General features: G+C 67.2%; 16 protein-coding genes. 4 read left to right on the top strand and 12 right to left on the bottom strand.

The window, feature by feature from the left end; all coding sequences use genetic code 11:
* From LXM88_RS01625 to LXM88_RS01670, 10 genes are read right to left on the bottom strand one after another with little or no spacing between them, the layout of a single operon-like run.
* Window positions 1-984, bottom strand: a complete 984-nt coding sequence (locus LXM88_RS01625) for a ferritin-like domain-containing protein (protein WP_262531425.1) — start codon at window positions 982-984, stop codon at window positions 1-3.
* 1 nt (window position 985) lies between these two features.
* The gene (locus tag LXM88_RS01630) at window positions 986-1,606 is read right to left on the bottom strand and encodes a hypothetical protein (protein WP_262531426.1); all 621 of its coding nucleotides are present in this window, start codon (window positions 1,604-1,606) and stop codon (window positions 986-988) included.
* Between the two features lies 1 nt (window position 1,607).
* Window positions 1,608-2,483 carry a hypothetical protein gene (locus tag LXM88_RS01635; RefSeq protein WP_262531427.1) on the bottom strand — a complete coding sequence of 292 codons (876 nt, stop codon included), beginning with the start codon at window positions 2,481-2,483 and terminating at the stop codon, window positions 1,608-1,610.
* 7 nt (window positions 2,484-2,490) lie between these two features.
* Window positions 2,491-2,745 (bottom strand): acyl carrier protein, encoded by a 255-nt coding sequence (locus LXM88_RS01640; protein WP_011350104.1) that lies wholly within the window; start codon window positions 2,743-2,745, stop codon window positions 2,491-2,493.
* 58 nt (window positions 2,746-2,803) lie between these two features.
* The gene (locus tag LXM88_RS01645) at window positions 2,804-3,907 is read right to left on the bottom strand and encodes a hypothetical protein (protein ID WP_262531438.1); all 1,104 of its coding nucleotides are present in this window, start codon (window positions 3,905-3,907) and stop codon (window positions 2,804-2,806) included.
* 13 nt (window positions 3,908-3,920) lie between these two features.
* Complete coding sequence (locus LXM88_RS01650) at window positions 3,921-5,249, bottom strand: hypothetical protein (RefSeq protein WP_262531439.1); 1,329 nt, start codon at window positions 5,247-5,249, stop codon at window positions 3,921-3,923.
* On the bottom strand, window positions 5,239-5,988 hold the full coding sequence (locus tag LXM88_RS01655) for an outer membrane lipoprotein-sorting protein (RefSeq protein WP_262531440.1): 750 nt from the start codon (window positions 5,986-5,988) through the stop codon (window positions 5,239-5,241). The genes LXM88_RS01650 and LXM88_RS01655 overlap by 11 nt, the downstream gene beginning before the upstream one ends.
* A complete protein-coding gene (locus LXM88_RS01660; RefSeq protein ID WP_262531442.1) occupies window positions 5,985-7,202 on the bottom strand; it encodes an ABC transporter permease in 1,218 nt (405 codons plus the stop codon). Before LXM88_RS01660 ends, LXM88_RS01655 begins: the two co-directional genes overlap by 4 nt.
* A complete protein-coding gene (locus LXM88_RS01665; RefSeq protein WP_262531443.1) occupies window positions 7,174-7,884 on the bottom strand; it encodes an ABC transporter ATP-binding protein in 711 nt (236 codons plus the stop codon). The genes LXM88_RS01660 and LXM88_RS01665 overlap by 29 nt, the downstream gene beginning before the upstream one ends.
* Window positions 7,881-9,644, bottom strand: coding sequence for a fatty acyl-AMP ligase (locus LXM88_RS01670; RefSeq protein WP_262531445.1), 1,764 nt, complete (start codon window positions 9,642-9,644; stop codon window positions 7,881-7,883). The genes LXM88_RS01665 and LXM88_RS01670 overlap by 4 nt, the downstream gene beginning before the upstream one ends.
* A 416-nt stretch (window positions 9,645-10,060) precedes the next feature.
* Between LXM88_RS01670 and LXM88_RS01675 the strand changes: the two genes are divergently transcribed.
* The 4 genes from LXM88_RS01675 to LXM88_RS01690 all read left to right on the top strand — a co-directional run bounded on the left by LXM88_RS01675 (window position 10,061) and on the right by LXM88_RS01690 (window position 14,530).
* Window positions 10,061-11,008, top strand: coding sequence for a fatty acid desaturase family protein (locus tag LXM88_RS01675; RefSeq protein ID WP_047904442.1), 948 nt, complete (start codon window positions 10,061-10,063; stop codon window positions 11,006-11,008).
* Between the two features lie 31 nt (window positions 11,009-11,039).
* A complete protein-coding gene (locus LXM88_RS01680; RefSeq protein WP_262531447.1) occupies window positions 11,040-11,900 on the top strand; it encodes a ferritin-like domain-containing protein in 861 nt (286 codons plus the stop codon).
* A 617-nt stretch (window positions 11,901-12,517) separates the two neighbouring features.
* The gene (locus tag LXM88_RS01685; RefSeq protein WP_318654674.1) at window positions 12,518-13,510 is read left to right on the top strand and encodes a LysR substrate-binding domain-containing protein; all 993 of its coding nucleotides are present in this window, start codon (window positions 12,518-12,520) and stop codon (window positions 13,508-13,510) included.
* Window positions 13,511-13,705: 195 nt separating this feature from the next.
* Window positions 13,706-14,530 (top strand): alpha/beta fold hydrolase, encoded by an 825-nt coding sequence (locus LXM88_RS01690; RefSeq protein ID WP_262531449.1) that lies wholly within the window; start codon window positions 13,706-13,708, stop codon window positions 14,528-14,530.
* A 60-nt stretch (window positions 14,531-14,590) separates the two neighbouring features.
* Here the strand turns inward: LXM88_RS01690 and proP are convergent, their stop codons facing one another.
* Both proP and LXM88_RS01700 read right to left on the bottom strand, forming a co-directional pair.
* Window positions 14,591-16,060, bottom strand: coding sequence for a glycine betaine/L-proline transporter ProP (proP, locus tag LXM88_RS01695; RefSeq protein ID WP_262531450.1), 1,470 nt, complete (start codon window positions 16,058-16,060; stop codon window positions 14,591-14,593).
* A 382-nt stretch (window positions 16,061-16,442) separates the two neighbouring features.
* The gene (locus LXM88_RS01700; protein WP_262531452.1) at window positions 16,443-17,372 is read right to left on the bottom strand and encodes a LysR family transcriptional regulator; all 930 of its coding nucleotides are present in this window, start codon (window positions 17,370-17,372) and stop codon (window positions 16,443-16,445) included.
* Window positions 17,373-17,404: the final 32 nt, after the last annotated feature.

Consider the following 17,404-nt stretch of genomic DNA (forward strand, 5'->3'; position numbering starts at 1 on the left):
TCAGTTGAGCGGCATCGCCGCGTAGTCGAGGACGTCGAGTTTTTCGAAGGTCGCCTGCACGGTCGGCGTGAGCAGGCCCATCTCGCGGATCGTCGGCACGAGGCGCCGGAAGATCGAGCGGCGGATCGAGCTCGACACCGGGGATTCGCGCACCATCGCGCTGCATTCACGCTTCGACAGCCCCATCGGTTCCCAGATGTCGTCCGCGCACAGGTGCTCGTACAGCACGGCCGCACCTTCGCAGACGAACTGCTCGCGCTCGCGCAGCTCGTGCGAGCTCATCTCCGCGTACACGCGGCACAGCGTGATCCGGCCGACCGCGAAATGACGCGATTCGTCGCGCTGGATCCGCATGAACAGATCCTTGATGAACGGATCGGTGCTGTACGCGACGACGCTCTGGAAGATCGACAGCGCGATGCCCTCGACGAGCACCTGCATCCCGAGGTTCGTCATGTCGAGCGCGCTGCTCGTGATCGTGTCGTGCAGCAGCCCCTTCAGCGAGCGGCTCATCGGGTAGCTGACGTCGAGCTTTTCGTTGACGAGCTTCGCGTAGGCCTCGACGTGGCGCGCTTCGTCCATCATCTGCGCGGCCGCGCACAGGCGTGCGCTCAGGCCGGACTCGGCCGATGCGAGCTTCGACGCGCAGATCAGCGCGGCCTGCTCGCCGTGCAGGATCTGCGACAGCAGCCAGCCCTGCGCGTGATGGCGCACCTCGCGCTTGTCGGTGTCGGACAGCTTGCCCCACAGCTCGGTCCCGTAGATCAGCAGCGTCGGGTCGGGCATGCCGAGCGGATTCGCCGGGTCGAGGTCGTGGCTCCAGTCGACGTCGGTCGCGACGTCCCACTGCGACGCCTTCGCCTTTTCGTACAGCCGGTTCAGCGCCTCTTCGCGCAGCGCGTAGTCGTTCGACATCAGCGCGTCGACGGGCATCGACCAGCGGATATCGGCGGTGTCCTGCATAACGGTGAGCGTGTGAGTCATGTCAAGGTCTCCCCGGCCGCGCGGCGGCGCCGGAATGATGGGCGGAATCGGAAAACGTGACGGCGGCGCGCGACGCGCCCGGATGCGGCACGAGCCGGATCGCATACGACGGCCACGGGCCGCGCAGTTGCGCGTCGAACGCGTCGGCGAGCCGCGCGGGCCAGATCGCGCAGCACACGCGGTTGTCGCCGGCGAACTCGGCATCGCGCAGGATCCGGTCGCCGATCCATACGACGGGCGCGCCGCGCGCGGCATCGCGCAGCGCTTCGTCGTACAGGTGCACGCCGAGCAGCACGTGCGGCGCGAGCAGTTCGGCCGGCAGCGCGCCGAAATACGGCGCGCAGACTTCGATGAACACGCGGGCGTCCGGATGCACGGCGTCGCGGATTCGCACGGTGGTTTCGGCGAGGAATGCGAAATACTGGACATGGTCGAGCAGCACGCGGCGTTCGCCGCCGGATGCGTCGCCGGCGTCGTACGCGTTGCAGGCCGCTTCCGCGAGCGCGGCCCGCGCATAGTCGGCGGGCGTGTCGAGCGGCATCCGGTACGCGCTCGCCGCGACCGCGACGGGCCGCTGCGCATCGCGTTCGATCCGGTAGGTGAAGTGAACGGGTCGCACCATGTCACGCCTCGCCTTCGAGAGAGAACATCGCGTCCGGCGCGAACGCGACGTCGGCGATCGCGTAATAGCCGTTCAGCGCGAGCGAGCAGACGGCCGCGCGGCGCGGCGTGTCGCCGTCGCGGTGCGCGAGCAGCACCGACAGCCACGGATCGCTGCCGAACGCATGACCGAACAGCCCGTGGCCGTCCGGCAGCAGCGGCGTCTTGCCGACGGACGCCAGCAGCGCGCGGCGCGACGTGGCCGGAAAGAACGGCAGCGCCGCGTGCACGCCGGGGCGCGCCGCGCAGAAGGTGCGGATGTCGCGACCCAGCCGCACGACCGCGCTGGCCGGCGGCGCGGCGTCGGCCAGCACCGACTGCGCGGGTGCGCGGCCGACATCGACGAGCAGCGTGCAGACGCCGAAGCCCGAGCGTCCCCATGCGGGGTTGCCGTGCCAGTACGTATAGCCGTGCACGTCGATGTCGACGATCTGCAGCAGCAGCGTGCGCGGCCCGGTCTCGGCCGCGGTCGCGAGCGTGCGGCGCAGCACATGGCCCCAGCCCGCGCATTCGTACGAGCAGGTCATCCAGTCGGGCGTGTAGTCGTTCGCGCCGGCGAGTGCCTTCGCGAATACGCGGTGCTGCGGCGAATCGTTCATCAGCAGCATCGACAGGATCGTCGAGCTGACCACGTAGTCGTCCGCGCCGATCGCGCCGCACAGCCGCTCGCGTTCGGCGCACGCGAGCGTGCCGATCGCGTGTGCCGTGTCGTCGAGCGGCACGGCCGCGCCGTCGCGCGACGGCGCGACGCGCCGGTACGCGAGCGCCTGCACGGTCAGCGCGGTCGCCGGGGCCGGCTGGACGGCGGCTGCCGCCACGGTGGCAAGAGGCGCGAGCATCGTCGTGTCAGGCGGCGTGCTGCTGGCGGCGCAGCTGCGCGTCGAGCTGCTGAAGCGTCGTGTACTGCGTGATGTTCAGCGCTTCCGGGTCGATCGACCCGTAGAGCTGTTCGCAGAACACGATCAGCTCGACGATGTTCAGCGAATCGATGCCGAGTTCGCCGATGCCGGCGTCGGTGTCGACGGTTTCGACGTTGAGGATCTTCGCGACTTCGCGTGACAGGATGTCGAGCGCGTCGGCCGGAACGTTCTGGGTCGTCATGAGAGGAGCTCCTTGGTCTGAAGTGGGTTGATCGGGATCGATCGGCCTGTCGCGTGGGTCAACTACCGGCTTCGCAGCGCAGGCTCTTGCGAAGCTCGTGATAACAACGGTACGAACTGCCTTCCATCTTCGAAAACGCCAGCAGGTCGCGCTGGTCGTCGAAGGCCGCCACCTTGCCGTCGCGCACGAGTGCCGTCAGGAACTCGTTCGACAGCAGCTTGATCGCGAGCACGCGCTGCACCTTGCCGAAGCTGTAGTGCGCGTCGTCGGTCTGGCTGCGCGCGGCGTCCGCGATGAAGCGGTGCACGGCGCGCGCGTCGGCGTCGAGTTCGACACGGCCGGTCCGTTCGAGCCAGCCGACGTGCGCCATCAGCGCGCGGACGAAGTACGGCCGCACGACGGTCAGGTATTTGTTGAACACGGTCGGGCCGCCGATCCGCAGGCGATCCTCGGCGCTGACGCGCACCTGGCCGCCGACGTTCGCCAGCTGCAGGTTGCCCGCGAGGAACGGCGCGCCACAGGTCGCGCGCTTCAGCTTGCGATACTCGTCGGGCCACACGAGATACGCGGCCGGGAACATCACGCCCGGCAAGCGCGCCGCGACGACCGCCATGCAGTCGCGGTGCGCCTCGATGCCCCACACCTTGTCGACGGTGAGCGCGAGGCCGCTGTCGTCGCTGCGCACGACCGTGCGCCACGCGGCAAGGGTCGGGCCGCCGCCGTCGCTCATCAGGAACGCGAAGTTGTGACCGGCGTCGATGCAGTCGCACGCACGGCGGTTCTGGTCGTCGGAGAAGAACAGTCCGAACATGATGCGGATGAACGCGCGCATGAACGGCTTGAACAGGTGGTGGAAGCCTTCGCGGCCGATCTGTTCGAGCAGCGCTTCGGTGAGCGGCGCCTCGTCGTGCCGCAACGGCGTCGATGCGGACGAATCGGGCAGCACGTCCGGCGTGGCGGCGCGCAGTCCGATCACCATCTCGCTGTCGAGCAGCCGCACCGCAGCGGCTTCGACGAGCCGGGCCGCGGCGTGCGGCGGCGTGCCGAGCGTGCCTATCGTGTCGAGGTGGCGCAGCACCGGATACGCGGCCTGGTCGGCCACGCGCAGCAGCGGGGGCGACATCGGGCCGGCGGACGGAGCGGGGACGGAAAGCGTGGACATGGCAGGGTTCCTGTCAGAAGCGCACGCGCACGGCGGCGTCGATGCGAGTGCCGAGACCGACCATCCGGTACTCGGAGTTGCTGTCGGAGAATGCGTGCGAGAGCGCGACATCGACGCTCACGCGCTGGTTCACGTCGGCGACGACCTGGGCGATCGCGAGCAGGCCCTTGTCCTGCGGCGAATAGACGCCGCGCAACGAATATTCGATACGGCCGACTTTCTTGCCGAGCCGCGCGAACAGGTAGTCGCGCAGGTTGCCGTCGACGCTCACGAAATCGGCCGTGCCGCCGAGGCCGGCCAGCGCGGCGCCGGGCGCGACGGGCAGCAGCGCGTTGTTCGCGCGGACCGCGCCGACCATCTGGCGCCACTGGTTTGCGTCGTAGCGCGCCTCGTCGTGCGACCACTCGACGATCAGCGACAGGTTGCCGGGCAGCGCGCTCTGCATCCCGACCGCGCTGCGCCACATGACCTGGCGGTCGTTGCGGCGATCGACCGCGTCGTAGGCCGCCGCCGAATCGAGCGGCGTGCCGTTCGCGATGAACGCCGGCAGCGGCCGCGTCGTGCCGCGTTCGAGCCACGCGCTCGCGTAGACGGTGTTCGAGCGCGCGACGTCGAACGACAGCGTCGCGCCGGCGCCGCCACGGCCCGCGTGACGGCCGGCCAGCAACGCGGCGGAGCCGCCCGACCAGTTGTACGCGCCGCGCACGAGCTGCGTCGCGCCCTGCACGTCGCGGTTGTCGACGTCGTTGCGCAACGTGCGGTTCTCGCCGGCGATGAACTGCAGCGTGGTCTGTTCGCCGGCCCATTTCGCCTCGACGAGCGGCGTGCCTTCGACGTCGCCGTAGCGATCGTAGATATCCGCGGTCGCGGCCCGCTTCTGGAAGAAGCCGAGCGGAAAGAACGCCTGCGACGTGTCGAGCGGGTCGATCCGCTTGCCGGCCGTGACCGTGATGCCGTTGTCGAACGCGTAGCGCACGCCGGCCTCGTTGAAGCGGCTCGCCTGTGCGCCGAGCGAGTGATTGCTGGCCACGACACGCGCATTCATGAACAGGTTCTCGCCATCGATGCGGGCGAGCAGGCCGGCTTCCTGCTGGTTGCGCGGTTGGTCGCCGATCAGGTTGCCGAGCAGCGCATGGCCGTCCATGCTGTCGACGGAGCGGGTGTACGCGATGCCGTTCAGCGTGCTCAACTGGTTCATCAGCGATTCTCCATGCGCGAACGTGCAGCCGAGCACGAGCGGGACGGCGAGCGCGGCGCGATGCCATGCGCGGTTTGCGCGGTCGGGCGACGGACGGAAGCGGTCACGATGGGCATCGGCGCGGGCCTCGTTGTCACTGGCCATCGGCAAGCGTGTCGGGATTGAACCAGCCCGACGGAATCTTGCGCGGCTGGCCGTCGAGGATGTCGACGACGCTCGCGCGCTGCTTTTCGATCTCGTTGCGGTACGTGATCTTGCGGATCACCTTGCGTCCGTTCGCATCGACCGGCGTGGAGAAATCGGCGCTGCGGAACAGCAGGCCGCTCGCCAGGAAGAACTGCGCGCGCACCGGCACGTCGCTGTCGGGCGTGACCCACAGCTTGATCGTCGGATAGACGTTGTCGGGATCGGTCGCGGTCAGGTCGAGCTCGGTGGCCGGCTTGCCGGCGATCGCCGTCGTGCCGGGCGCGGCCGTCGCGCGGTAGCTGTCCGCCCAGTGCGTGCGCGTGATGTCGCTGATCACGACTTCACCCTGCAGCCGCTGCATTCCGTTGATGCGCACCGCGCTGCGCGTGTTCGGCACGTAGAACCAGTGCCCGCGCGTCGTTGCGAGGTACTTCTGGCCGTCGTTCTCGCCGCTGCGGGTCAGCGCGAGCGTGTCGCCGTTGCCGCGCGTATAGACGAGATAGCGCGTCGCGTCGCCGGATTGTCCGCCGACCAGGTTCGTGATCTCGATGTTCGTCTGCGTATCGGCGGCCGTGCTGCGATACGCGTCGGCACGGGCGAGCATGGTCTGTGCTGTCGGTGCGTCGGCCGCGTGGGCGGCCGGCGCGCACGCGACGAGCGCGGCGAAAGCGGCGTTCATGATGCGAATGCGGATCATGGGGCGAGTCCTTCGAGGATGTTGCGTTTGGCGAGTCCGAGCGTCGCGAGCAGCGCGGCGGCCACGCCGAGCACGACGAACGCGCCTTCGACGGCGGCCACGGCGGCCGGCGATACCGTGAATTCGAGCAGGATCGGCTTCACGCGGCCCGGCGGCGCGGGCAGGTGGATCTGCGCGTGATTGAGCGCGACCATCGTCAGCAGCGCCACCGCGATGCCGGCGGCCGCGCCGAGCAGGCCGAGCAGCGCGGTCTCCTGGATCAGCACGCCGCGCACCGTGGCGGCCGGCACGCCGAGTGCGCGCAGCGTCGAGATCTCGCGGCGGCGCTCGACGATGCTCATCAGGATCCAGTTGCTCATCGACAGCAGGATCGTCACGCTGAGAATCGCGCCGAATACCGAGAACTGGTTCTTGTACAGCGCGACGACCTGGTGATAGAGCGACACGAGCTGGTCCCAGGTCTTCACGTCGAGCGATGGCAGCGCGGCGCGCAGCGTCGCGGCGGCGGCCGGCGTGTGCGACGTATCCGACAGGAACACCGCGATGCGCGACGCGCGGTCGGTGCGCAGCAGCGCCTGCGCGGCGGTGAACGTCACGTTGACGATGCGCTCGTCGACGTCCTTGTTGCCGGTGCTCATCACGCCGACGATCTGCGCGTCGGTCGCGTTGATGCCGCCGTGCGCGGTCGATGCCATCAGTTGCACGACCGAGCCCACGTGGACGCCGAGCTTGCGCGCGAGCTCGGCGCCGACGACGACTTCGGTGCCGGCATTCGTCGGCGACAGGTAGCGGCCCGACAGCACCGTGTGATAGTCGAAGAAGCCGGGCGGCTCGCGATTCGGCTCGATGCCTTCGCCGACGAAGCCGTAGCTAAGATCGCCGTTCGAGACCAGCCCGTCGAAGTCGATGCCGCGCGCGGTCGTCGCGACGTCGTGCAGCGTGGCCACGGCGCGCGCCGCGGCGGCCTGCTCGTCGGCGGTCAGCCCGTATTGCAGCGGCCGCTCGCCGATCAGGTCGAGGTAGCCGTGATGCAGCACCTGCACATGACCGACGCCGCTGTCGATCGACCCTTCGCGCACCGCGTCGAAGGTCGCGATCACGTAACCGAGCGCGAGGCTCGACGCGAACGCGGCGACGCCGATCATCGCCATCGTGAGCACGGTGCGGCGCCGGTTGCGCCAGAGGTTACGCCACGCAAACGTCGACCAGTTCACGGTTCACTCCCGGTACGCCGTCGCGCATCTCGATGCGGCGAGGCAGGCGCGCGCACAGACGATCGTCGTGCGACGCAATCAGAAAGGCGGTTCCCAGCGTGCGGTTGGTGTCGAGGATCAGCTCGGCGACCGCCAGCGCGTTGGTGCTGTCGAGGCTCGCGGTCGGCTCGTCCGCGATCACGATGGCCGGTTCCTTGGCCAGCGCGCGGGCCAGCGCGACCCGCTGCTGCTCGCCACCGGACAGTTCGCCGGGGCGATGGCGTTCGCGCGCGGCGAGCCCGACCGCGTCGAGCATCGCGCGGGCACGCTCGCGGCGTGTGCGCGGCGTGCCCCATGCGAAGCAGCCGAGCTCGACGTTCTCGAGCGCCGACATCACCGGAATCAGGTTGAACTGCTGGAACACGAAGCCGATGCGTTCGCGGCGAATCCGTTCGAGCGTGTCCGGCGCATCGTCGATCCGGCGGCCTTCGAGCCAGCGTTCGCCGGTGCTCGGCACGTCGAGAAAACCCGCGAGGTTGAGCAGCGTGCTCTTGCCGCTGCCCGACGGGCCGACGAGTGCGACCACGTCGCGTTGGCCGATCGAGATCGTCGCGCCGCGCACCGCGACGACGCGGCCCGCGCCCTCGTAGACGCGTGAGACGTCGCGCAGCTCGAGCACCGGCGGGAGCGATGCGGATGTCATGCGTACGCTCCCTGACCGACTTCAACGGCAGCCGGCGCATGGATCACGGGCAGCGCGCCGTTTGCATAGAGGTCGCGACACTTCAGGCGCTGCAGCTTGCCGCTCGTCGTGCGCGGCAGCGAGCCGGGTTCGACGAAGCACAGATCCTGCGCGGCGAACCCGATGCGCGACGCGAGCAGTTGCTGGCACTCGGTGCGAGTTTGCGGCGTCGCGTCGACCGGCCGCGCTTCGATCGCGACGACCAGCCGCTCGGTGCCCGTTTCGGGATCGGGCAGTCCGAACGCGATGCAGGTGCTCTTGCGTAGCGCACTGTGCGACGCAAGCGCCTCCTCGATCTCGTGCGGGAAGTAGTTGCTGCCGCGAATGATGATGACTTCCTTCTTGCGGCCGAGGATATGAAGCTGACCGTCGGCGACGTAACCGATGTCGCCGGTGCGGAACCAGCCGTCGGCCGTCAGCGGCGCGGCGATCGTGCCGTCGTCGGGATTCAGGTAGCCGAGCATCACCGACGTGCCGCGGATCGCGACTTCGCCGACGGCGCGGCTCGGCAGTGCGTGGTCGCTGTCGTCGAGAATGCGGAATGCCATCCCGTCGATCGGCGTGCCCATCGCGAGCACGGTTTCGGTTTCCTTGGCGTCGCCGTCGTTCGAGGCGACCGGTTGCGCGTCGCGGCGCTCGATCAGCGCGCGACGGTCGAGCGTGTCCGCGATCACGTACGGCGCGCCGTCGACCGCACCTTCATGCCAGGCACGGTGCATCGACACCGCGAGCGTCGACTCGGCCATTCCGTAGCACGGCTGCAATGCCGACGCCGCGAGCCCGTACGGCGCGAACGTGGCGGCGAAATCGCGCAGCGTCGTGTCGTCCACGCGCTCGCCGCCGATGAAGATGTTGCGGCATGCGGACAAGTCGACGCCGTCCATCGCGGCGGCATTGAAACGGCGCACGCAGTAGCGCAGCGCAAAGGTCGGCACCGACGTCGTCGTCGCGCGCGCCGATGCGATGCGCTTCAACCAGCCGAGCGGATTCCGGATGAAGCTGTTCGGCTGCATCATCAGCAACGGCGCACGGTAGTGCAGGTTCGACAGCAGGGTGAGCAGCCCCATGTCGTGATAGAGCGGCAGCCACGACGCGGTGCCGTCGCCGGCCGCGATGTCGAAGCGGACCGATCCGCCGATGCCGAGCACGTTCGCAATCACGTTCTCGTGGCTGAGCACGGCTGCCTTCGGATGCGACGTCGAGCCGGACGTGAGCTGCACGTGATGCGGATCACGGCCGCTCTTCGCGCTGATCAGCGCGCGCGTGCCGGCATCCGCGGCGATCGACAGCGTCGCGAGATCGACGACGCGGGTGGACGCAGCGGGAAACGCGTCGTCGCGCCACGCGGCGGACTGCGCATCCGCGGCGACGACGACGCGCGGCCGGTACAGCTCGCATGCGACGTCGACCACCTGCCGCCCGGCGGCGGCGCGCCGCACGGGGACGGGCACGGTGCAGGGCAGTGCGCCCGTCATCACGCAGGCCATCATCGCGGCCGCGAGCTCGACCGATGCGGGCAGCGCGAGCATCACCATGTCGTTCTCGCGGACGCCAAGCTCGCGCAGCGCGCCGGCCTGGCGAAACACCTCTTCCGCGAAGCGCCGGTACGTGATGTCCGCTTCGCGGCCCGCATCGTCGACGAACGTCATGCGATGCGTGGCGCCCGCGACGTCCTCGAGCGATTCGATCAGGCGATGAATGGTGGATGCGCACTTCGTCACGAGGATCTCCCGTTGAGGAACACGGCCGCTCGCGCCACGGTGCCGGCGGCGCCGTTCGTCGAGTGAGGGGGATTCTTGCCGGATCGATGCAACGCGACAAACGGAATCTACGCAGGCTATGCATGCGCGGCACGCATCCACCAGCGCAAGCCCGTTATTAGCGTGAACAGGCCCGAGGTGAACGGTCGATACGCATTCGACCGGTCGTCTAGTTCACGATGTGGTGCGCTCATGCGCGGGCGTCATGCAATGCGTTCGGAAAATTCGTTTGTCCGAAACATCGACTCACAGAAGAATTGCAACCCGGCAGCGCGCCAGCGTCGTCAATGTCCACGGTGCCGGGCGAGGGTCCGGCCAAGGAGAGCGTTTTGTCCGTCACCTCATCGCTTGTCGCCCGCCCGAAACCGGTTGCAGACCTGAAGAGCCGCCCGAGCGGCGTGGTTTTCTCGCTGAAGCTGGCGGTCTACGTCGCGCTCATCGCGCACGGCATGATGTTCGCGCTATCGGCGTCGGTATTCCTGAAGATCGTCGGCGTCGTGCTGATCGGCGCGATGTATGCGCACGGCGTCGAGCTGCAGCACCAGGCGCTGCATTACCAGGGGTTCAGGAGCAAGCGCCTCAACATGGTGTTCGGCGTGCTGGTCGGCATGCCGATGCTCGTGTCTTTCCATGCGTACCAGGATAGCCACTTGCGCCATCACCGCTTGCTCGGCACGCCCGAGAACAAGGAATTCTTCGACTACGGCGACCAGTACGGCGCCAGCCCCGTCGTCAACCTCGGCCTGTGGGCATGGCGGTTGTCGATGGCCGCGCACTATATCCAGTTCGCGAAGAACGTCGCGAAACTCGTCGTGCCGGGCGCGCGCTTCGGCGACAACCCGCTCGTGTCGCGGGCGATCCGCCGCGATCACCTGCTGATGGTCGCGGCGATCGCGCTGCTGGCCGGCCTGTCGTTCGCGCTGCACACGTGGTTCGTCGTGTGGGTGTGGGTCGTGCCGCTCGTGTTCGTCGCGGCGCCCGTGCATGCGCTGGTCGAGATGCCGGAGCACTATCGCTGCGACCTGACGAGTACCGATCCATTCCGCAACACGCGGACGATCGAGAGCAACGCATTCATGACGTGGTTCACGAACGGCAACAACTATCATGTCGAGCACCACATGATGCCGAACCTGCCGATCGAGCGGCTGCACGACCTGCATGGCGCGATCGCGCCGCGTATCCGCTACTACCACCGCACGTACCGGCAGTTCTATTCCGCGTTGCTGCGCGGCAAGCTGTCGCCGCGCACGGTGGACGACGATGCGGACGATCGCGCGCCCGACGCCGAAGCGGCCGCACCGGCGTCCACGCAGTCGGCATGACTGCGCCCGGCCCGAACGCCTTTCGACGACGGTGACGACGATGCTCTATCCGGAACTTTTCAGGTCGCTTGAAGCGGTCCGCTGGGACATGGAGAAGGACATTCCGTGGAACCGGTTCGACGCCTCACTGCTCAGCGACGAGCAGGCGGAGACGATCAGGATGAACGCGATCACCGAATGGTCGGCGCTGCCCGCGACGGAAATGTTCCTGCGCGACAACCGGCACGACAGCGACTTTTCCGCGTTCATGAGTGTGTGGTTCTTCGAGGAACAGAAGCATTCGCTCGTGCTGATGGAATACCTGCGCCGCTTCCGGCCGGAGATGGTGCCGACCGAAGCGGAACTGCACGCGGTGCGCTTCGAGTTCGACCCGGCGCCGCCGCTCGAAACGCTGATGCTGCACTTCTGCGGCGAGATCCGCCTGAACCACTGGTATCGCTGCGCAGCCGACTGGCACACCGAGCCCGTCATCAAGCAGATCTACGAAACGATTTCGCGCGATGAAGCGCGCCATGGCGGCGCGTACCTGCGCTACATGAAGAAGGCGCTGAACGACTGCGGCGACGTCGCGCGTGCCGCGTTCGCGAAGATCGGCGTGCTGATGGCGTCGGCGCGCCGCACCGAGAAGCCGCTGCACCCGACCAACCTGCACGTGAACCAGGCGCTGTTCCCGCGCGACACCGTGCAGTCGCGCCTGCCCGATCCGGAATGGCTCGAGCGCTGGCTCGACGAGCAGATCCGTTTCGACGGCGAGTGGGAAAAGAAGGTCGTCGAGCGCATCCTGCACAACCTGTCGATCCTGTTCGAGCGCCCGTTCGCGACCGCACAGGAACTGAACCGCTATCGCCGCGAGGTGACGACGCGGATGAATGGGGCGGTGGACGGCGGGTAACCGGCCCGTGCCGCTCGCTCCACGCGGGAACTGGCCGGACGCGCCGGCCGGAACGAAGGTGGAAAAAAACCGATCGCGGATCGCGACCGGCGGGCTATTCATTTCCGGAAATAATCGGTTCGCCAGTTTCTTGAATGCGCGCAAAAGAAGGCGCAATTCCATGTGTTTAGTCTGCCGCAATAAACACTGAATTCATGATTTATATGCATTCGGCATGCATGCCGGAATTTTGCATGTTTTCGTAATGCGATAAATCAAATCAAAAGACAGGTAATTGAAATTTATTTGTAGGTTTAAGTCGATCGTTCTGTCTGAGCGTGAAAACCGTCAATGCAGCGCCTCAGTTTGCCGAAACTGCCTGAAATAGCGGAGATTATCGATCAATTGTGGCGTGGTGTCGTTCGCAAATTAACTTACAAAATCTCTACTTTAAAATGTTTGTGTAAGAAAAAGGGTGCTCGGAAAATTGGTAGATAAATACAAGTGTCATGATTGAAAATAAGAATGAGATGCATGTATGCTTCAATATAAAATCGTTTCCGAATTCAAATGAAAGGAAGCGCTCGGGGAGACAAATAGCGACTTGTCTGCGATGGATGCAACTTTGAGGCGGCAGTATGGCTAATGTGAGATTGGCAAAGCGATTGAGAAGTCTGCCTTCGCTGGATTTCCTGAGGGGCTTCGAATGCGCGGCGCGTCATTTGAGCTTCACGCGTGCGGGGCAGGAACTGAACGTCACGCAATCTGCCGTGAGTCGCCAGGTCAAGGCGCTCGAAGAGCAACTTCGGATCGAACTCTTTCACCGGCACATCCGTTCGCTGACGCTGACCGACAAGGGGCGGGAACTGTACGACGCGATCTCGTTCGCGTTGTCCGACCTGGAATCGGTGATCGGCAAGCTGTCGTCGAGCGTGGGCCAGCGCTCGATCTCGTTGTCGACGACCGTGTCGTTCGCGGCGCTGTGGTTGATTCCGCGCCTCGGTTCGTTCCGCGCAAGCTATCCGGACATCGACGTGCGCGTGTCTGCCACGAGCGAAATTGAAGATCTTAAACGCAAACGTTTGCACTTGGCCGTACGCTATGCCGGGCCGTGTACGTCGACGGACGACACGGATGTGCTGTTTCGCGAGCGTGTCGTGGCTGTCTGCAGCCCGAGCCTGGTGGCCGCGGCGGGCGACGTTGCGTCGATGACGCCGGCGGACCTCGACAAGCACGTGCTGCTGCATCTCGACGATCCGCGCGGCGAGTGGCCATGGCACGCGTGGAGCCATTTCCTGAAGGAACTCGGCGTGCCGCGCCTGCGGCCTGCCGGCGCATTGCACTTCAGTCAGTACGACCAACTGGTCCAGGCCGCGGTCGACGGGCACGGCATTGCGATCGGACGGCGGCCGCTGGTCGACGGGCTGCTGAAGCAGGGCCGGCTCGTCGAGCTGTTCTCGTACTGCACGGTTGCATCGGGCAGCTACGTGCTCGTGCAGAACCCCGATGCGTGCAACGAGTTCGATATCGCGGTGCTGACCAACTGGCTGCTCGAACAGGCCCGCCATCCGCTCGTGTCGAACCAGGACGACGCCGGCAGCAACGTGCTGCCGCTGTATCGCGTCGGATAGCGCGGCCGCGTCGTGTCGTCGCGGGCGCGGCGACACGCATCGCGCCGCGTTGACTGGCGGGCGTTCGTGCGCTCCTCGATGCATATCGTCCGCAACCTGTGCGATGATGCGCCGCTTCGCGTTCGTTGCAGAACGCCTCTGATTGCGGCGCCCGTTTCCGGGCCGCTGCCGATCGTGCCGACGCCCGGAGACGACATGCCCGCACACACCATTCACGGCAGTACCCTGCATTACCAGGATCACGGCACCGGATTTCCGGTGCTGCTCGGACACAGCTATCTGTGGGACTCGGCGATGTGGGCGCCGCAGATCGACGCGCTGTCGCGCAAGTATCGCGTGATCGTGCCGGACCTGTGGGGGCATGGCGCATCGGGCGCATTGCCCGAAGGCACGCAGACGCTCGACGATCTCGCCGCGCACGCGAGTGCGCTGCTCGACGCGCTGGACATCGAACAATGTGCGGTCGTCGGGCTCAGCGTCGGCGGCATGTGGGGCGCGCGGCTCGCGTTGCGCGAACCGCAGCGCGTCCGCTCGCTCGTGCTGATGGATGCGTCGCTGGAGGCCGAGCCCGACGCGACGCGCCTGCGCTACTTCGGCATGCTCGATGCGATCGCCGCCGCGGGCTGCATCGTGCCGCCGCTGCTCGACGCGATCGTGCCGCTGTTCTTCCGGCCGGACGTCAATCTGGCGGACCCGGTGCCGACCGCGTTTCGCGACGCGCTGGCGAACCTGCCCGCCGACCGGCTGCGGCAATCGATCGTTCCGCTCGGCCGCTTGATCTTCGGCCGGCCCGACACGCTGTCGGCGCTGGCCGACCTGGATGCCGAACGCACGCTGCTGATGTGCGGCGCGGGCGACATGGCGCGCCCGCCGTCGGAAACCGTGAAGATGGCGAGCGTGATCGGTTGCGCGCATGCACTGGTGCCGGACGCCGGCCACATCTCGAATCTGGAGAATCCCGCGTTCGTTACGCGCGCGCTGCTCGACTGGTTCGACGCGCAACGGTTGCCGTCGAACTGAAGCACGCGCGGGCGACGCCGGCGGCACATGCCGCGCGGCGTCGCGTCACGCCGAACCGCGTCATGCGCGCTCGCCGACCGGCGTGAACTTCCTGCCTTGCACGCGGGCTGCTTCGGCACCGCCGCGCACGATGCTCAGCGCTTCCGCGCGGCTCGACACGCACGGCCCGGAACCGGGCAGCGGCTGGCGCGCGGTCTCGCGCAGCGCGAGCACCGACACGATGCCGACGAACGACGCGCCCATCAGGTAGTACGCGGGCATCATCAGGTCGCCGGTGCGATCGACGAGCCATGCGGTGACGAGCGGCGTCGTGCCGCCGAACAGCGACACCGACACGTTGAAGCCGATCGCGAGCGCGCCGTAGCGGATCCGCGTCGGGAACAGCGCCGGCAGCGCCGACGGCATCACGCCCGTGAACGTCGACAGCAACGTGCCGTAGATCAGCATCCCGCCGAACACGGGCAGCATGCCGCCGGTGCGGATCAGCATCAGCGCCGGCACCGACAGCACGAGCAGGCCCACGCAGCCGGCCATCATCACCGGCTTGCGGCCGACCTTGTCCGACAGGTGTCCGGAGTACAGCGTCATCGGCATCATCAGCACCATCACGAGCAGCACCATGAACAGGCCGTGCGATTCGCGCACGTGCAGCGTCGCCGACAGGTAGCTCGGCAGGTACGACAGCGCCATGTAGTCGGTCACGTTGAAGATCAGCACGAGGCCGACGCATTGCAGCAGCGGCTTCCACTGTTCGACGAGCAGCGTCGCGAAGCGTTGCTTCGGCCGCGCGCGTTCGTCCGCTTCGCGTGCTTCGGCTTCCTTCTTGAATGCCGGCGTTTCCTCGAGCTTCAGCCGGATGTAGAGGCCCACGAGGCCGAGCGGGCCGGCGATGAAGAACGGCACGCGCCAGCCCCACGACAGCAGCGCTTCCTGCGATAGCGTCGCGGTGAGCAGCGCGACCGTCGCCGCGCCGAGCGTGTAGCCGATCAGCGTGCCGAACTCGAGGAAGCTGCCCATGAAGCCGCGGCGCTTGTCGGTCGAGAATTCGGCGATGAAGGTGGCTGCGCCGCCGTATTCGCCGCCGGTCGAGAAACCCTGCACGAGACGCGCGACGAGCAGCAGCACGGGCGCCATGATGCCGATCGATGCGTAGCTCGGGATCAGGCCGATCGCGAAGGTGCCGACGGCCATCATGATCATCGTCGCGGCGAGCACGCGCTGGCGGCCGATGCGGTCGCCGAGCGGGCCGAACACCATGCCGCCGAGCGGGCGCACGAGGAACGCGGCCGCGAACGTGCCGAAGGTCGCGAGCAACTGCGCGGACGGGCTGCTGGACGGGAAGAACACCTTGCCGAGGGTGACGGCGATATAGCTGTAGACGCCGAAGTCGAACCATTCCATCGCGTTGCCGAACGCCATTGCACCGACCGCGCGCTTGAGGACGGCAGGATCGACGATCGTGATGTCATCCAGCTTGACGGACGTGCGCGAAGACCGGGCTTTCGCGGGGTGCGCTTGCGACGGGCTCAATGAACGCTCCTGGAATTGCCTTGGCAGCCGGCCGGGCAGGCATGCGATGGAGTAGTGCGGGCCGATGGACTGCGAAAGCGGATGTCTCGGGGGTGCCTCGATGTCGGCGGCGTGACGCGCGCAGCGGGCGACACCGGGCAGGTGTGTTGTGTGAACCAGTTTAGAGAAACACGCGCAGCCGGCTATCGGTCATGCGCCCGTAATCCGGTCGTAAACGACACGGGTTCGAGCGGTGCGTGGGGTGGCGAATCGGGCGTTTGCGAGTGGGCGTCGCGACCCGGCCGCGTGCGGCACGGCGTAGCGCAAACGCGCCGTGGCAGCGGTGGGTGCATCGTCGATATCGAAGGGCCGAACGGGCCGTGCACGAACCCGCCACGCGTGCCTAGCGCGATCGTTTGGCCGGCGCGCGCCACTCGGCCGTGGCCAGCTTCGCGATGAAGAAATCGGCGAGCGCGCTGACCTTGGCCGGTCGTGCGCGCGCAGACGGCGTGACGAAGTACAGGCCGCCTTCGGGCAAGCGCCAGTCGGTCAGGATCGGTTCGAGCTGCTTCGCCGCGAAATACTGCGTCGCGACGAACTCGGGAAGCTCGGTGATCGCGAGCCCCGCTAGCACCGTCGGCAGCAATGCTTCCACGCTGGTGCCGCGCAACATCCCGCCGGGCGTGACCGCGCAGGTTTCGCCGTCCCGGCGGGTAAAGCGCCAGACGTCGCGCTGGCTGCGGTTCGCGTACGTCAGGCACGGATGGGTGCCGAGTTCCTGCGGATGCCGTGGGCGGCCATGGTGCGACAGATAGGCCGGCGACGCGACGACGAAGCGACGAACCGGCGCGATGAGCCGCGCGACGAGCGACGAGTCTTCGAGAATCGCGATCCGCAGCGCGGCGTCGAAGCCGTCGCCGATCAGGTCGGACTGCGCATCGGTCAGATGCAGATCGACGGAGATGTCCGGATAGAGCGCGAAGAACTCGGGCAGCAGCGGCGCAACCCAGCGCGCGCCGAACGACAGCGGCGCCGCCAGCTTCACGAGGCCGCGCGGGCGGCTCGACGTCTCGCGCGCGAAATCCTCGGTTTCTTCCGCATCGGTGTAGAGCTTCGCCGCGCGTTCGATCAGCGTATGGCCGTAATCGGTGAGCGCGAGCCGTCGCGACGTGCGGTTGAACAGCCGCCCGCCGAGCCGCTCTTCGAGGCGCGTCACGGCGCGCGAAACCGTTGCGACCGACACGCCCATCGCCGTCGCCGCGGCGGCGAACGAGCCTTCCTCGGCGACCTTCGCGAACATCGCGAAACCTTCAAAATCCGGCAGTCTGGACATAGACATTTCTGCAAGGATGGTTTGCAATCATT

It is taken from the genome of Burkholderia sp. S-53, assembly GCF_025560745.1.
Taxonomy (GTDB): domain Bacteria; phylum Pseudomonadota; class Gammaproteobacteria; order Burkholderiales; family Burkholderiaceae; genus Burkholderia; species Burkholderia pyrrocinia.